The sequence below is a fragment of the Streptoalloteichus tenebrarius genome (genome assembly GCF_024171885.1).
Lineage (GTDB): Bacteria > Actinomycetota > Actinomycetes > Mycobacteriales > Pseudonocardiaceae > Streptoalloteichus > Streptoalloteichus tenebrarius.
Window position 1 is genome coordinate 17,214 of record NZ_JAMTCP010000026.1, and the last position, 14,909, is coordinate 32,122.

Annotated in this window: 14 protein-coding genes and 3 tRNA genes; 3 read left to right on the forward strand and 14 right to left on the reverse strand. The window is 72.5% G+C overall.

The window, feature by feature from the left end:
• Positions 1–765 precede the first annotated feature (765 nt).
• Positions 766–1,155, reverse strand: a complete 390-nt coding sequence (gene rplL, locus LX15_RS20365) for a 50S ribosomal protein L7/L12 (protein ID WP_253671216.1) — start codon at positions 1,153–1,155, stop codon at positions 766–768.
• Between the two features lie 66 nt (positions 1,156–1,221).
• Positions 1,222–1,758 carry a 50S ribosomal protein L10 gene (gene rplJ / locus LX15_RS20370; RefSeq protein ID WP_253671217.1) on the reverse strand — a complete coding sequence of 179 codons (537 nt, stop codon included), beginning with the start codon at positions 1,756–1,758 and terminating at the stop codon, positions 1,222–1,224.
• A 473-nt stretch (positions 1,759–2,231) separates the two neighbouring features.
• Between rplJ and LX15_RS20375 the strand changes: the two genes are divergently transcribed.
• Positions 2,232–2,780 carry a hypothetical protein gene (locus LX15_RS20375; RefSeq protein WP_253671218.1) on the forward strand — a complete coding sequence of 183 codons (549 nt, stop codon included), beginning with the start codon at positions 2,232–2,234 and terminating at the stop codon, positions 2,778–2,780.
• A 118-nt stretch (positions 2,781–2,898) separates the two neighbouring features.
• Here the strand turns inward: LX15_RS20375 and LX15_RS20380 are convergent, their stop codons facing one another.
• The 6 genes from LX15_RS20380 to LX15_RS20405 all read right to left on the reverse strand — a co-directional run bounded on the left by LX15_RS20380 (position 2,899) and on the right by LX15_RS20405 (position 8,300).
• Positions 2,899–5,262 (reverse strand): cation-translocating P-type ATPase, encoded by a 2,364-nt coding sequence (locus LX15_RS20380; RefSeq protein ID WP_253671219.1) that lies wholly within the window; start codon positions 5,260–5,262, stop codon positions 2,899–2,901.
• 188 nt (positions 5,263–5,450) lie between these two features.
• Positions 5,451–6,167, reverse strand: a complete 717-nt coding sequence (rplA, locus tag LX15_RS20385) for a 50S ribosomal protein L1 (protein ID WP_253671220.1) — start codon at positions 6,165–6,167, stop codon at positions 5,451–5,453.
• Between the two features lie 110 nt (positions 6,168–6,277).
• A complete protein-coding gene (gene rplK, locus LX15_RS20390) occupies positions 6,278–6,712 on the reverse strand; it encodes a 50S ribosomal protein L11 (RefSeq protein WP_253671221.1) in 435 nt (144 codons plus the stop codon).
• Positions 6,713–6,806: 94 nt separating this feature from the next.
• Positions 6,807–7,682: a transcription termination/antitermination protein NusG gene (nusG, locus tag LX15_RS20395; RefSeq protein ID WP_253671222.1), complete on the reverse strand. Its 876-nt coding sequence runs from the start codon at positions 7,680–7,682 to the stop codon at positions 6,807–6,809.
• Positions 7,683–7,780: 98 nt separating this feature from the next.
• On the reverse strand, positions 7,781–8,194 hold the full coding sequence (secE, locus tag LX15_RS20400; protein ID WP_253671223.1) for a preprotein translocase subunit SecE: 414 nt from the start codon (positions 8,192–8,194) through the stop codon (positions 7,781–7,783).
• Positions 8,195–8,227: 33 nt separating this feature from the next.
• Positions 8,228–8,300, reverse strand: a tRNA-Trp gene (locus tag LX15_RS20405).
• A gap of 247 nt (positions 8,301–8,547) precedes the next feature.
• Here LX15_RS20405 and LX15_RS20410 point away from each other — a divergent pair.
• Entirely contained in the window at positions 8,548–9,780 is a 1,233-nt protein-coding gene (locus LX15_RS20410; RefSeq protein ID WP_253671224.1) for a pyridoxal phosphate-dependent aminotransferase, read from the forward strand.
• 121 nt (positions 9,781–9,901) lie between these two features.
• On the opposite strand, the gene LX15_RS20415 is transcribed toward LX15_RS20410, so the two are convergent.
• From LX15_RS20415 to LX15_RS20430, 4 genes are all read right to left on the reverse strand, one after another.
• Positions 9,902–10,327, reverse strand: coding sequence for a MaoC family dehydratase (locus tag LX15_RS20415; RefSeq protein WP_253671225.1), 426 nt, complete (start codon positions 10,325–10,327; stop codon positions 9,902–9,904).
• On the reverse strand, positions 10,324–10,806 hold the full coding sequence (locus LX15_RS20420; RefSeq protein ID WP_253671226.1) for a MaoC family dehydratase N-terminal domain-containing protein: 483 nt from the start codon (positions 10,804–10,806) through the stop codon (positions 10,324–10,326). The genes LX15_RS20415 and LX15_RS20420 overlap by 4 nt, the downstream gene beginning before the upstream one ends.
• A 191-nt stretch (positions 10,807–10,997) precedes the next feature.
• Positions 10,998–11,162, reverse strand: a complete 165-nt coding sequence (gene rpmG, locus LX15_RS20425) for a 50S ribosomal protein L33 (protein WP_073479367.1) — start codon at positions 11,160–11,162, stop codon at positions 10,998–11,000.
• 650 nt (positions 11,163–11,812) lie between these two features.
• A tRNA-Met gene (locus tag LX15_RS20430) sits at positions 11,813–11,885 on the reverse strand.
• Between LX15_RS20430 and LX15_RS32585 the strand changes: the two genes are divergently transcribed.
• A complete protein-coding gene (locus LX15_RS32585) occupies positions 11,850–11,984 on the forward strand; it encodes a hypothetical protein (protein WP_301304941.1) in 135 nt (44 codons plus the stop codon). The genes LX15_RS20430 and LX15_RS32585 overlap by 36 nt on opposite strands.
• Here LX15_RS32585 and LX15_RS20435 read toward each other — a convergent pair.
• Together LX15_RS20435 and LX15_RS20440 are read right to left on the reverse strand one after the other, a co-directional pair.
• Positions 11,959–12,031 (reverse strand) — tRNA-Thr (locus tag LX15_RS20435). The two genes, LX15_RS32585 and LX15_RS20435, sit on opposite strands and share 26 nt — an antisense overlap.
• 64 nt (positions 12,032–12,095) lie before the next feature.
• Positions 12,096–14,711 carry a putative bifunctional diguanylate cyclase/phosphodiesterase gene (locus LX15_RS20440; RefSeq protein ID WP_253671227.1) on the reverse strand — a complete coding sequence of 872 codons (2,616 nt, stop codon included), beginning with the start codon at positions 14,709–14,711 and terminating at the stop codon, positions 12,096–12,098.
• Positions 14,712–14,909 lie beyond the last annotated feature (198 nt).

Here is a 14,909-nt window from a genome sequence, read left to right on the forward strand (position 1 = left end):
AGGAGTCCCCCGCCGGGGGCGGCCAAGCCCTCCCATGCCTGCCGCCAGGGGTCCCGTTGGCGGGGGGTTCCACCGGGATCCGCGTGCGAAACCCCGCATCGCCGGGACACGAGTGCGACGCGGTCGCCGGACCCGGCGAATCCTCGATCGTCATTTCCTCGGCCAGAACGTTCCGATCCCGACGCTCGACGCCACAACCAGGACGCGGCGGCACCAGGACCGGTCCCGTCGGCCCTCGTGTCCACGCCCCACGAGAGCAGAACGAGCGACACAGGCTCGTGCGGACCGAACCGGGCCGAGGGTTTCCGGAGTGGGATTCGCGCGCCGTCAGGCAGCGGCTGTCCCCCTCGTCGCGCCTCCCGCGCCGATCGCGGTGGCCCGCCTGACCAGGGACGACGGGTCGAGGGCAGCACCGGAAGGCCGGCCGAGGGGGCTCCGGGAGAACGAATTCGATCGAAAGCACCGAGCGTTGATTGCCTCATCAGGCACTCGCGCCCCGCATGTTCACGTGGCGTGGGGAGGGAAGCTCCAGGACGAGATGTGCTCAGCGAATTGGCCCGCCAGATCGCGAATGGGACACCGATGGCGAGAGGCGGGGCAAGGACACCGTGGTCGGTGTTTCGCGGCCCGCTGGCGGGGCTGGGGCCGCTCAAGATGCGGGGCGGCCCCAGATCGCGGCCACAGATCTCGGCCCCAGATCTCGGACAAGCGGAAGGGGCGGACACCCGGTGGGTGCCCGCCCCTTCGGAGCGCGTCAGCGCGAGATCACTTGAGGGTGATCTTGGCGCCGGCGGCCTCCAGCTTCTCCTTGGCGGCGTCGGCCACGTCCTTGGCCACGTTCTCCAGGATCGGCTTCGGAGCGCCCTCGACCAGCTCCTTGGCCTCCTTCAGGCCCAGGCCGGAGACGACCTCGCGGACGACCTTGATGACCTGGATCTTCTTGTCGCCGGCCGACTCCAGGACGACGGTGAACTCGTCCTTCTCCTCGGCGGCCTCGGCCGGGGCGCCAGCGGCACCCGGGGCGGCGGCGACGGCGACCGGGGCGGCGGCGGTGACGTCGAACTTCTCCTCGAACTTCTTCAGGAAGTCCGACAGCTCCAGCAGGGTCATGCCCTCGAACGCCTCGAGCAGCTCGTCAGCGCTGAGCTTCGCCATGGTGGCGGTTCCTCTCTCTTGCCACGCCCGTGCGCCGGGCGCGGGATGTGGGTGGGTGGCGGTGGATCAGGCGGCGGTGTCGCCCTCGGCGCCCTGCTTCTTCTCCTGCAGGGCGGCGGCCAGGCGGGCCACCTTCGTGATCGGGGCCTGGAACAGGCCCGCGGCCTTGCTGAGGTTGCCCTTCATCGCGCCCGCCAGCTTGGCGAGCAGCACCTCGCGGGACTCGAGGTCCGCGATGCGGTTGACCTCGTCCACGGAGAGCGCCTTGCCCTCCATGAACCCGCCCTTGATGACGAGGGCCTTGTTGTCCTTCGCGAAGTTGCGCAGCGCCTTCGCGGCGTCGACCGGCTCGCCCTCGATGAAGGCGATCGCGGTCGGGCCGGAGAGCAGGTCGTCGAGGCCCGCCACGCCCGCCTCGGCGGCGGCGCGCTTGACCAGCGTGTTCTTCGCGACGGTGTACGAGGCACCCTTGCCAAGGGCACGACGCAGCTCCGTCAGCTGCGCCATGGAGAGGCCGCGGTACTCGGTGACGACGGCTGCCGAGGCACCACGGAACTTCTCCGTGATCTCGGCGACGGCCTGCACCTTCTCGGGCTTCGCCATGGTCGCCTCCTCTCTAGTGGGATAGTGCGCGGGCTGGCCGGCACTCGGACCCTCGCGGGCCCTTGACCCCGGAGACGACGAACGCCCCGGCGCAGGAACTGCGGCACGGGGCGTGGACACTCTCGACACGCACGTCGTCGGGCGTGGAGACGGTTTGCTGCCTCGTCCCTCCTGCGCGGGCCGCCCGGGTCGCGGGGCCTTCGTCCTGCCCTGGACGGCGAACACGGGGCACGCACGTCGTGAGGCATGGAGACCAGCGGTCTTTGGTGGAACCGCCGACCACTGTACGTGAGGCGGGGACGGGGAACCAAACCACCCCCTGCGGGATGCGTCACCCCACCGCGCGGCGAGGTCTCCCACCGGGGTCCGGCGCCACCCGGCCCCGCCCCGAGTCCACCTGGTCGGACCGACCGCTGCTCAGCGGGCGCACCGGGTCGGCGGGAATCCGCCCACCGCGCCAGGGTGGCACGATCATGGGCGCCGGTGTCGCGCAGAACACCCCGCGCGGGAGGTTGGACGTGGCGAAGAAGAGGTCACGCAGGTCGCTCTGGCTGTTCCTCGGCGGGTTCCTGCTGGTCGTGGGCGGCTACTGGTACTTCTCCGACGACAGCGACCCCGGCACCGGGCAGGGCGGCCCCACCTACAGCCCGGTCTACTGGTCGACGCCGAAGGAGGCCGTGATCGCCGTGTACCAGTTCACGGCGCACGGCGACGCGGGCAAGGCGTGCGCGCTGTTCTCGCCCGAGGGCAGGGACGCGTTCGCGAGGAACTCGGGCGGCGGCGACTGCCAGCAGGCCGTCCAACGGCTCAACGGCCGCGTCACGAACCGGTCGAGCTACGCCAACCCCGGCTTCCCGGAGGGCGCCGTGACGGTCCGGGGCGACCGGGCCGAGGTGCGGTCCTGCCAGATGACGGTGGACGGCGGCCAGCGGCTGGGCGCCTTCGTGCTGAGCCGGCTGCCCAACGGCACCTGGGCCATCTCCGGCCACGAGGCGGAGCCGGCCGACTGCCGCACCGGCTGAACGCCCCCGCCTCGCTCCCCTCTTGGGGACGCTCCCGGGCTCCCCGTCCAGCCCCGGACTCCCCGTCCAGCGCGGTCGGCCCCTGGCCGTCGCGCCACGAGGCCGCCCCCGGTCGCGGTCACTCCACGACGCGGCGCTCCTCGCCCCGCAGCCACCCGTCGACCCACCAGCCCAGCTCCAACAGCACGATGGCCACGGCCGCGCAGGCCAGCGCGGTCAGCACGTGACCCGTGTGCGTCGGGTCGAGCTCGAAGAACCGCTGCCCGAGCGGGGTCAGCAGGGCCAGCAGGAACAACACGCCCATCGAGCAGAGCAGCGCGATCTTCCACCACGCGTACGGGCGGGCCACGATCGCCAACGCCCACGTCGCCACGCAGTACAGCGCGATCACCGCGGCGGTACGGTGCTCCACCTGGCTCGCGCTGTGGTCGAACCGCACCACCCAGTACGTCACGAAGGTGGTGAGGCCCGTGACGATCCCGGCGGGCACGGCCATGCGCATCACCCTGGGCACGAAGCCGGGCCTGGCGCGTTCGGTGTTCGGCGCCAGCGCCAGGAAGAACGACGGGATGCCGATGGTCAGCGACCCGATGAGCGTCAGGTGCAGGGGCTGGAACGGGAACGGCACCCGCACGATGCCGATGAGGATCGCCAGCAGCACCGAGTAGACCGTCTTGGTCAGGAACAGGTTGGCGACGCGCTCGATGTTGCCGATGACCCGCCGCCCCTCGGCGACGACGTGGGGCAACGTGGCGAACCGGTTGTCCAGCAGCACGATCTGGGCCACGGCCCTGGTGGCCGGGCTGCCCGCGCCCATCGCCACCCCGATGTCGGCGTCCTTGAGCGCCAGGACGTCGTTCACGCCGTCGCCGGTCATCGCCACGGTGTGGCCGCGCGAGCGCAGCGCGCCCACCATCTCCCGCTTCTGCGCGGGCGTCACCCGGCCGAACACGCTCGCCCTGTCGAGGCGCTCGCCCAGCTCGCCCCGGTCCTCCGGCAGCTCCCTGGCGTCGACCGGGTGCGTGGCGCCCGGCAGGTCGAGCGAGGCCGCCACCGCGCCCACCGAGCGGGCGTTGTCCCCGGAGATCACCTTGACCGCGACGTCCTGCTCCGCGAAGTACCGCAGCGTGGGCGCGGCGTCCGGCCGGACCTTCTGCTCCAGCACGACCAGGGCGGCCGGCTCGACCCTGCCGGGCGCGCCCTCGGCGTCCACCCTGACCTCGGCCCTGCCCAGCACCAGCACGCGCAGGCCCCTGGCGTTCAGCTCGTCGGCGGTGTGCCTGGCCTCGCTGTCGTCGGGGAGCAGCACGTCGGGCGCGCCGAGCACCCAGTCGCCCCTGCCGTCGAAGCTCGCGCCGCTCCACTTCCGCGCCGACGAGAACGGGGCGACGGCGGTGGCCCGCCACCCGTCCGACGGCGGATGGGCGTCGGCGATGGCCTGGAGGCTGGCGTTGGGCCGGGGATCGGTCGCCACCAGCGCGGAGAGCACCTCGTCGACCGGCGCGGACCGGTCGACGCGCCGCACCTCGGCCAGGCGCATGCCGGCGTCGGTCAGGGTGCCGGTCTTGTCCGCGCACACCACGTCCACCCTGGCCAGGCCCTCGATGGCCGGCAGCTCCTGGACCAGGCACTTCCGCCGGCCCAGCCGCACGACACCGACGGCGAAGGCCACGCTGGTCAGCAGCACGAGCCCCTCGGGCACCATGGGCACCAGCGCCGCGACCATGCCGCGGAGCGCGTCGGGCAGGCGGGGGTTGCTGAGGAACTGACTCCAGATGATCAACGCGCCCGCCGGGACCAGCAGCCAGGTGATGAAGCGCAGGATGCGGTCGATGCCGGAGCGCAGCTCGGAGCGGACCAGGGTGAACCGGCTGGCCTCCTCGGCCAGCCGCGCGGCGTAGGCCTCCCGCCCGACCTTGGTGGCCCGGTACCGCCCGGTCCCCGCGACCACGAAGCTGCCGGAGAGCACCTCGTCGCCGGCGCGCTTGACCACCGGGTCGGACTCGCCGGTGAGGAGGGACTCGTCCACCTCCAGGCCGTCGGCGGCGGTCACCTGGCCGTCCACGACGATCCGGTCGCCCGGCCCCAGCTCGACGACGTCGTCCAGGACGACCTGGTGCGGCGGCAGCTCGACGGACTCGCCGTCCCTGAGGACCCTGGGGCGTGCCTCGCCGACGATCGCCAGGCGCTCCAGCGTCCGTTTGGCGCGCAGCTCCTGCACGACGCCGATGAGCGTGTTGACCACGATCACGATGCCGAACAGGGCCTGCTTGACCGGCCCGACCACGAGCATGATCGCGAAGAGGACGCCGATGATCGCGTTGAACCGGGTGAACACGTTCGCCCGGACGATCTCCCCCAGGCTCCGGCTTGCCCTGGCCGGCACGTCGTTGGTCCTGCCGTCGGCGACCCGCCGGCGCACCTGCTCCCCGGTCAGGCCGCGCTCGACGTCCACCTCGTCCATCTGCGACGACGCTGACATCCGGCGATCCTATGCGCGTTCCGCTCGCCCCGCCCACCCCCCGATCGGCCACGGCCGGGTCGGCGCCGGCCGGCCGGTCGCCCTCCCCCGGGCACGGGGCGGCCGGTGGCGGCGCACGGCGGACGGCCCGCGAAAAGCGCGAGGGGCGCACCCCTGGTGGGATGCGCCCCTCGGCGGCTCGGTGGCGATCAGGCCGAGGCCTCGTCGCTGAGCAGGTTGCGGGTCCGGTTCGGGTCCACCGGAATGCCCGGGCCCATGGTGGTGGAGAAGGTGATCTTCTTCAGGTAGCGGCCCTTGGCCGCCGCCGGCTTGGCCCGCAGGATCTCGTCCAGGGCCGCGGCGTAGTTCTCCACCAGCTTCTCGGTGTCGAACGAGGCCTTGCCGATCACCAGGTGCAGGTTCGCCTGCTTGTCCACCCGGAAGTTGATCTTGCCGCCCTTGATGTCCTTGACGGCCTTGGTCACGTCGGGGGTGACCGTGCCGGTCTTGGGGTTCGGCATGAGGCCGCGCGGGCCCAGGATGCGGGCGATGCGCCCGACCTTCGCCATCTGGTCCGGGGTGGCGATCGCCGCGTCGAAGTCGAGCCAGCCGCCCTGGATGCGCTCGATCAGGTCGTCGGAGCCAACGGCGTCCGCGCCGGCGGCCTCGGCCTCGGCGGCCTTCTCGCCGGTGGCGAACACGATGACGCGTGCGGTCTTGCCGGTGCCGTGCGGCAGGTTCACGGTGCCGCGGACCATCTGGTCGGCCTTGCGGGGGTCCACGCCCAGGCGGATCGCCACCTCCACGGTCGCGTCCATCCTGGTGGCGCTGGTCTCCTTGGCCAGGCCGGCCGCCTCCAGCGGCGAGTACAGCCTGGTCTTGTCCACCAGCTCGGTGGCCTTGCGGTAGGCCTTGCTGCGCTTCATGTGCTGTTCCTCTTCGGATCAGTCGTGGTGTTCAGGCCAGCGCCCGGCCTTCCCACGGTGACGTGCTCGGTGGGGTCGACGGTCGTCGGGCGACCCCGGGGGGAAGGACCTCAGCCCTCGACGGTGATGCCCATCGAGCGGGCGGTGCCGGCGATGATCTTCGCGGCCTGGTCCACGTCGTTGGCGTTGAGGTCGGCCATCTTCTGCTGGGCGATCTCGCGCACCTGGTCCATGGTCACCGAGGCGACCTTCTTGGAGTGCGGCTCGCCGCTGCCCTTCTCCACACCGGCGGCCTTGAGCAGCAGCTTCGCCGCGGGCGGGGTCTTGAGCTTGAAGTCGAACGACCGGTCCTCGTACACGGAGATCTCGACCGGCACCACGGTGCCGCGCTGCGACTCGGTCGCGGCGTTGTAGGCCTTGCAGAACTCCATGATGTTGACGCCGTGCTGGCCCAGCGCGGGGCCGACCGGCGGGGCCGGGTTGGCCTGGCCCGCCGTGATCTGTAGCTTGATGATCGCTGCGAGCTTCTTCTTCTTGGGCGGCATCTCGTGCTTCCTCTATTTCGTGAGGTGTTCCGCGCGTCGGCCCTGCCACGCCGCCACGCGGCCGATCCGCTCCCCGCGTGCGCGGGGTCCGCGGTCAGATCTTGGAAACCTGGCTGAAGGAGAGCTCGACCGGGGTCTCGCGGCCGAAGATCGACACCAGGACCTTCAGCTTCTGGGCGTCCGGGTTGACCTCGCTGATCGTGGCCGGGAGCGTGGCGAACGGGCCGTCCATGACGGTGACCGACTCGCCCACCTCGAAGTCGACCTCGATGGTCGGCTTGGCCACGGCGGCGGGGGCCTTCTTGCCGGGGGCCGCCGGCGCCTTCTCCTTCTCCACCTGCGGGGCGAGGAACTTCAGCACCTCGTCCAGGCTCAGCGGCGACGGCTTGGAGGTCGCGCCGACGAAGCCGGTCACGCCCGGCGTGTTGCGCACCGCGCTCCACGAGGCGTCGTTGAGCTCCATCCTGACCAGGATGTAGCCGGGCAGCACCTTCCGCTGGACCTGCTTGCGCTGGCCGTTCTTGATCTCGGTGACTTCCTCGGTCGGCACCTCGACCTGGAAGATGTAGTCCTCCATGTCCAGGGTCTGGATGCGCGTCTCGAGGTTGGCCTTGACCTTGTTCTCGTAGCCCGCGTAGGAGTGCACCACGTACCACTCGCCGGGGGCGCGCCGGAGCGCGTCGCGCAGCTCGGCGACCGGGTCCACCTCGGCCTCGTCGTCGACCGGGGTCTCCTGGGTCTCGGAGGTCCCAGCGGCCTCACCGCCCTCGGCCGGCTCCGCCGGCTCGTCGGCGGTCGCGGTGTCGGCGTCGTCCGTCGAGACCTCGCCGGCCTCCGCGTCAGCCGGCCGCTGCGGCTCGTCGGCCGCCCCGCCGACCGACTCGACGTCGGCCGCGTCGCCGGTCATGGCGGCAGCGTCCACCTCGTCGATCGGGCCGGTCAGCTCCTGGCTGCCGTCGTGGGAGGTCACTGTCGGTCTCGCTTCCTCTCGTGCGTCGCGCGCCCTGGCTCCTCGCGCCGTTGTCCCTGGCCTCGGGTCGCGGGGGTCCCGCGCGGCGCGGTCGGCCGTCAGCCGAACAGCCAGAGCATGCCCTTGCCGAAGGCGAAGTCCAGCCCCGCCACCAGCAGAACCATGAAGGCAACGAAGACCAGCACCACCGCCGTGTAGGTCACCAACTGCTTGCGCGTCGGCCAGATGACCTTGCGCAGCTCGGCGACGACCTCCCGGACGAACCGGCCCAGCCGCTTGAGCGGCGAACCCTTGCTCTCCCGGCGCTCCCTCGACGGCGTCGGCCGGCCCTTCGCGCCGTTGGCGTTCCTGGCCTCGGCGGCCCCACCGACCCTCGAGCCGGCGGCGCGGCCGGCCCGGTCCTGCCGGGCGGCCGGGCGTGCGGAGGCGCGGCGCTCACGCCGCGCCGCGGCGGTAACCGGGCGGGAAGCGTCACGCTCCTCGGCCCGCTCCTGCTCGCGGTCCTCGCTCACGCCTGCATCCTCCGCTCGCCGTCTACTACGACGCAGGGGTGACAGGACTTGAACCTGCAACCTGCGGTTTTGGAGACCGCTGCTCTGCCAGTTGAGCTACACCCCTTCGCGCTGCCCCTCGCGCAGGACCAGTGCACCGCACAGCCTACGCGAAGATCACGCTCCTGGCCGCCGTCCACCCTCCCCACGTGGCCCGTGGGGCGGTGTTCGGAGCTTCCAGGGTGGCGAGTCTACGACACAGACCGCCCGAACCTCCAACCGCTTAGGTCAGAGGCCCTTTTCCCGGCCGGCGAGCGCCCCGGGACAGGCCCGTGGCGGAGGCCATCGGGGTGTTCTCTGCCACGATGCTGGCCATGGCCGCACCCCAGACCAACCACACCGCCACCCACCGCCGGGTGTCCGCCCGGATCGGCGGCATCAGCGAGTCCGCCACGCTCGCCGTGGACGCCAGGGCGAAGGCGTTGCGCGCCGAGGGCCGACCGGTGATCGGTTTCGGCGCCGGCGAGCCCGACTTCCCGACGCCGGCGCCGATCGTCGAGGCCGCCGCCGCGGCCTGCGCCGACCCCCGCAACCACCGGTACACCCCGGCCGCCGGCCTGCCCGAGCTGCGCGAGGCGGTCGCCGCGAAGACCGCGCGCGACTCCGGCCTGCGCGTCCGGCCGAGCCAGGTCCTGGTGACCAACGGCGGCAAGCAGGCCGTCTACCAGGCGTTCGCCACCCTGCTCGACCCCGGCGACGAGGTGCTGCTGCCGGCGCCGTACTGGACCACCTACCCCGAGGCGATCGCCCTGGCCGGCGGCCGCACGGTGGTCGTACCCACCGACGAGACCACCGGCTACCTGGTCAGCGTGGACCGGCTGGAGGCGGCCAGGACGCCGAGGACGAAGGTCCTGCTCTTCTGCTCGCCGTCCAACCCCACCGGCGCGGTCCACCCGCCGGAGCTGGTCGAGGAGATCGGGCGCTGGGCGCTGGAGCACGGCATCTGGGTGGTCACCGACGAGATCTACGAGCACCTGGTCTACGACGGTGCCCAGCACGCCTCCATGCCGGTGCTGGTGCCCGAGCTGGCCGACACCTGCGTCGTGCTCAACGGCGTGGCCAAGACCTACGCGATGACCGGGTGGAGGGTCGGCTGGCTGATCGGCCCGGACGACGTGGTGCGCGCGGCGACCAACCTCCAGTCGCACCTGTCGTCCAACGTCTGCAACGTGGCCCAGCGGGCGGCGTTGGCGGCCGTCACGGGCCCGCTCGACGCGGTCGCCGAGATGCGGGAGGCGTTCGACCGCCGGCGGCGGCGCATCGTCGAGCTGCTGGCCGCGATCGACGGCGTGACCTGCCCGGTCCCCCGGGGCGCCTTCTACGCGTACCCGTCGGTGAAGGGCCTGCTGGGCAGGGAGATCCGGGGCCGGCGGCCGGCGACGAGCGCGGAGCTGGCCGAGCTGGTGCTGGAGGAGGCGGAGGTCGCCGTGGTGCCCGGTGAGGCGTTCGGCACGCCGGGCTACTTCCGGCTCTCCTACGCCCTCGGCGACGACGACCTGGTGACGGGTGTCACCAGGATGGCCCAGCTCCTGGCCGAGGCTCGCTGACCGCCCGGGTGGCGCGTCGGCGCTGCGCCGACGCGCCACCTGGTCCGTCCACGTTCCGAAATCCCCGTGCGCGGCGGACCGCGCGTCCGGCGCGGTTACGGGGCCCCGGTGGCGTCAGAGGTCAGGCGAGGCGCACCAGGGCGTTCGCGCCGCCCAGGACGGTCTGCCCCTGGAAGCGGGCGGTCAGCGTGATCTTCACCACGTTGTCGTCGAGCTTCTTCGCGACCTTGCCGCTGACCTCGACGAGCGCCCCGTCCTCGTCGTCGGGGACCACGACCGGCCGGGTGAACCGCACGCCGTAGTCGAGGACCGCTCCGGGGTCGCCGGCCCAGTCCGTGACGACCCGCCCCGCCAGGGCCATGGTCAGCATGCCGTGCGCGATGACGTCGGGCAGGCCCACCTCGCGCGCGAAGCGCTCGTTCCAGTGGATCGGGTTGAAGTCCCCCGAGGCGCCCGCGTAGCGCACGAGGTCGGCGCGGGTGACCTGGAACCGCGTCGTGGGGAGCTGGTCGCCCTCGGCGACGTCGGCGAAGCGCGGCGGCGTCATGCCGGAACCCCTTCCTCGGCCGCCGGGGCCGGCTCCGCGGTGCCCCTGGCGACCAGCGTCGCCCGGGAGGTGCACACGGGCTCGCCCTCGACCGTCGTGATCTCGGCGCGCATCGACAGGAAGTCGTTGCCCGCCCGGGACTTGATGTCGTCGACGTGCGCCGACGCGACCAACTGGTCGCCGGCCCGCACGGGGCGGTGGTGGGTGAACCGCTGGTCGCCGTGGACGACCCTGCTGTAGTCCAGGCCCAGCTCGGGGTCGGCGATCACCAGGTCGTGCGCCCGCAGGGCGAGGATGACCGCGAAGGTCGGCGGGGCGATGACGTCGGGGTGGCCGGCGGCCACGGCCGCCTCCCGGTCCCGGTAGACCGGGTTGGCGTCCCCGATGGCGTCGGCGAACTCACGGATCTTCTCGCGGCCGACCTCCCACACCTCGGTGGCGGGAAAGGCCCTGCCGATGAACGACTCGTCAAGGGGCACGTCGGGCAGGCTAGCCGTTGCCGCGCGGGCGGTCGTCGGCCGCCCCCAGCCCTGACCAGCGGCAACGCCCGACGCCACGGCCGGGGCATCGGCGGAACGAGCTGGCGGGGGACCCCGGAACACGACAGGCCGCCCCGCGGGAGGCGGGGCGGCCTGTCGATGTGAAGATCAGCGTCGCTGACCGGACGGGGTCAGCGGGTCTCCTTGTGCACCCGGTGCGTGTTGCAGTTCCGGCAGTACTTCTTCACCGCGAGGCGATCCGGGTCGTTGCGCCGGTTCTTCTTGGTGATGTAGTTCCGGTGCTTGCACTCCTCGCACGCCAGCGTGATCTTGGGGCGGACGTCGGTGGCGGCCACGGGGAGCCTCTCCTTCTCGTGCTCGCACCCCCGGTGACGGGGGCCCAGGGGCTTGCCCCTGGTAGGGGTCTGAGGGCGGGCCCCCAGAGAACCTGCCCGCTCGCACCCCCGTGAGGGGGTCCGGGGCTCTCCCCGGCTCCGGGCGTGGGCACGGGGCCCAGGAACCACGGCTGCGAGTCACCTACACGGTACCCGCTCGCGCCCCCGGTCCCGGCGGCCCGGGGCGGATCCCCGGCATGGCTGTGAGGATTGTCCCTCACTCATCGCGAAGCGAGCCGGCCCACTCCCAGCGAACCCGTCCCGCTCCACAGCCACCCCACGAGGCGAAACACCACCAAAGTGGATCTCACCACACCCCCATACGGGGGTCCGGGGGCGTGCCCCCGGCGCGGGGTGTGGGGGCTCGGCCCCCACAGTCATTGCGAAGCGAGCTGGCCCACTCCCAGCAGACCCGTCCCGCTCCGCTCGGAACCCGGCGAGGCCGGGTTCCTGTAACCCCGCACAGGTGTCGCCCACGATGTGCGGGATCCACCCCACCCACGAAGGGAGTCCGGGGGCATGCCCCCGGCGCGGGGTGTGGGGGCTCGGCCCCCACAGTCATTGCGAAGCGAGCCGGTCCGCTCCCAGCGGACACAGCTCGCCCACTCGCGTAGCGGTGGCCGGACTTGAACCGGCGACACAGCGATTATGAGCCGCTTGCTCTACCACCTGAGCTACACCGCCACGGGGGACACCGGGGTGTCCCCCAAGAACGAAACGCGGTACCCGCTCTGCGAGCACCGCGTGCCGTTCGTCGAGCCCCAATACGGAATCGAACCGTAGACCTTCTCCTTACCATGGAGACGCTCTGCCGACTGAGCTATTGGGGCGTGCTCTCGCGGAGCGATGTGAACTCTACACAAGAACGTCGCGGAGCCAAAATCCGGGGGCCGCTCAGCGCACCAAAGTGAGCACGGTCTCATCGCGACGGCCCCTGGCCCGCACCGTCCTGGCCCGCAGCCAGGCCTCGAAGCGGTCCTCCGACAGCGGCCGGGAGATCAGGTAGCCCTGGGCGACGTCGCAGCCCATCTCGACGAGCTGGTCCCTGGCCGCGTCCTCCTCCACGCCCTCGGCCACCACCGTCAGGCCCAGCGAGTGCCCCAGCTCGACGATGGAGCGCACCACGGCCATGTCACCAAGGTCGGTGCCCATGCCGAGCACGAAGCTCTTGTCGATCTTCACCTCGTCGACGGGGAGCTGGCGCAGGTACGCCAGCGACGAGTACCCGGTGCCGAAGTCGTCCACGGCGAGCACCACGCCCAGCGCGTGCAGCCGCCGCAACACCGGCAACGCCCGTTCGGGGTCGGACATCACGCCCGACTCGGTCAGCTCGAAGGTGAGCAGCCGCGGCGGCACGTCGTGCCGGCGCAGCGCCTCCGCCACCCGGTCGGGGAAGCTTTCGTCCGCGAGGTTACGCACGGAGAGGTTCACCGCGGCCGACAGCCGCAGCCCCCTGTCCAGCCAGCCCCGCACCTTCGCCAGGGCGTTGTCCATGACGAACGAGGTCAGCGCGTCGACCAGGCCGGTGGCCTCCACGGCCGGCACGAACTCGTCGGGGTCGAGCCGGCCGAACTCGGGGTGGACCCACCGGACCAGCGCCTCCACGCCCAGGACCTCGCGCCCGGGGAGGGCCACCTTGGGCTGGTAGTGGACCCGGACCTGGCCGGTGTCCAGCGCCTGCCGGAACTGGGTGACGAGCTGGAACCGCCGCAGGAAGATCTGGCCCATGCTCGGCACGTAGCCGCGCACGGCGTCCCCGGCGTTGCGGGCCGCGCGCAGGGCCACGTCCGCGCGCTGGAGCAGGGTGTCGACGTCGGCGTCGTCCTCCTCCGCCGGCTCCGAGGGCACCTGCACGTAGCCGACGACGGCGTCGGCCTCGACGCTGAGCCGGTCGACCGGGTAGGGCGCTGCCAGCTCCCGGTGGAGCTGCTCGGCGATCCGGCGCCCCTCCTCCTCGTCGCAGTCCGCGAGCAGCGCGGCGAACGTGCCGCCCTCCAGGCGCGCCAGCGGCACCCCCGGCCCCAGCGCCTCCCGCAGCCGGCCGCCCGCGGCGATCACCATGCGGTCGCCCCAGGAGTGGCCCAGCGCGTCGCCGACGGCGGACAGCGCGTCGAGGTCGATGCGCACCACCATGGAGCCCGTGTGCCGGCGCAGCCGGTCCACGGCGGCCTCCCGGAAGCCCGGCCGGTTGAGCAGGCCGGTGAGCGGGTCGTGGTAGGCGTCGTGCCGGAGCCGGGCCAGCAGCCGCCGGTTGTCCATCGCGGTGGCCAGGTGGCTGGCCAGGGTGCGCAGGAGCTGGACGTCGGAGCGGCCGAAGCCGCGCCAGCGGCTGAGCCGGTCGTGGGCCTCCACCGCGCCCAGGAGCTGGTTGGCGCCGCGGAGCGGGACGACGAGGGCCTCGTGCGCGCCGCGCCGGGCGAGCGCCTCCCGCACGTCGTCGGAGGCGTCGAGGCCGCGGAAGTAGCGGACCTGGCTGCCGGGCAGTTGCAGGATCGGGTCGTCGTGCGACGGGGGCTCGTCCTCGGGCAGGGGCTTGCCGGCCACGAGCGCGCGGGCCGGGGCGGCCGGGTCCAGCCGCAGGCGCAGCACCACCCGCTTGGCGGAGAGCTGCTCCCTGATCCGCTCCGCGATCTTCTGCCACTCGTCGGCGTCGGCGTCGGCGAGCTGGCCGTCCAGCAGGTTGCCCGGCCTGGCCGCGACGCGCTGGCCGGAGCGCGCGACGCTGAGGCTGACGTCGCTGAGCGTCTCCAGGTCGCGCTGTTCGCGCAGCAGGCCGTAGTAGCCGCGGTAGAGCGCGACGAGGGCCGCGACCACGAGCACGTTGAGCGCCCAGCCCCACGGGGCGGAGACCGCGACCTCGTAGCCGACGACGCCGACGGAGGTGTTCAGCAGGCCGACGACGAGGGTGTGCGCGGCGAGGCGCAGGGCCGCCGGCAGCCGGGGCTCGCCGCGCAGGATGTTCAGCGCGGTGACCGCGAGCGCGACGCTGATGAGCGAGGAGGCCAGGGTGCCGAGCAGGGCGGCGGTCCACCGGGGCGCGCCGTCGGGCAGGACCTGGGTGGCCAGCGCGTAGACCGCGAACGGTCCGGCGATCTCCAGGCACATCACGCCGACGTTGTAGACCAGGTTGCTGGTGAGCCGCCGGACGAGCTGGCTGCCGACCCCGGCGACCAGGTGCGCGGCGAGCACGACCTCGAACGGCGCGGTGAGCAGGCCAAGCACCAGCGGGATCTCGGTGAACGAGATGGCCCAGCCGACCTGGCGGATGTCGACGTCGATGGTGAGGTGCTCGGCGAGCAGGAAGCCCAGCACGAGCAGCGGGCCGAGCCACAGGAGCTGGGGCGTGAACTGGGTGGGCTGCGACCACGCCACGCCGGCCGCCGCGAGTGTGCCCGCCACCAGCACGGCGCGGGAGAAGGTGAGGTAGAGGAGCCGCCGCCGGGGGTCCATCTGCGCCCGGTCGGCCAGGCGCGACGCGTCCGGGTCGTGTGGGCGGTGGTGCTCGGACATCCACCCCTCCTCGTCGCGCTGCGAATACGTTCACGCGCTGGATCTGTCGCCCGATCGTGACGGAAGGCCGCAACCTTGGCCAGACCGCCACGCTCCGCAGTCACCTGTCGGGGTGACGTGGACCATGACACGCCGCGGCGGCGGGCGGGGCGTCCTGACCGGATCTGGTCACGGACCGTCACCCCGCTTCGGGCAGTC

What these genes read in the sequence shown, in the direction of transcription:
- LX15_RS20415 (WP_253671225.1), bottom strand. Translation starts at nt 10,327, where the DNA reads ATGACGCCGCCGCGCTTCGCCGACGTCGCCGAGGGCGACCAGCTCCCC.
- rplJ (WP_253671217.1), bottom strand. Translation starts at nt 1,758, where the DNA reads ATGGCGAAGCCCGAGAAGGTGCAGGCCGTCGCCGAGATCACGGAGAAG.
- LX15_RS20440 (WP_253671227.1), bottom strand. Translation starts at nt 14,711, where the DNA reads ATGTCCGAGCACCACCGCCCACACGACCCGGACGCGTCGCGCCTGGCC.
- LX15_RS32585 (WP_301304941.1), top strand. Translation starts at nt 11,850, where the DNA reads ATGAGCCGCTTGCTCTACCACCTGAGCTACACCGCCACGGGGGACACC.
- rplL (WP_253671216.1), bottom strand. Translation starts at nt 1,155, where the DNA reads ATGGCGAAGCTCAGCGCTGACGAGCTGCTCGAGGCGTTCGAGGGCATG.
- LX15_RS20380 (WP_253671219.1), bottom strand. Translation starts at nt 5,262, where the DNA reads ATGTCAGCGTCGTCGCAGATGGACGAGGTGGACGTCGAGCGCGGCCTG.
- rplK (WP_253671221.1), bottom strand. Translation starts at nt 6,712, where the DNA reads ATGCCGCCCAAGAAGAAGAAGCTCGCAGCGATCATCAAGCTACAGATC.
- LX15_RS20410 (WP_253671224.1), top strand. Translation starts at nt 8,548, where the DNA reads ATGGCCGCACCCCAGACCAACCACACCGCCACCCACCGCCGGGTGTCC.
- rplA (WP_253671220.1), bottom strand. Translation starts at nt 6,167, where the DNA reads ATGAAGCGCAGCAAGGCCTACCGCAAGGCCACCGAGCTGGTGGACAAG.
- LX15_RS20375 (WP_253671218.1), top strand. Translation starts at nt 2,232, where the DNA reads ATGGGCGCCGGTGTCGCGCAGAACACCCCGCGCGGGAGGTTGGACGTG.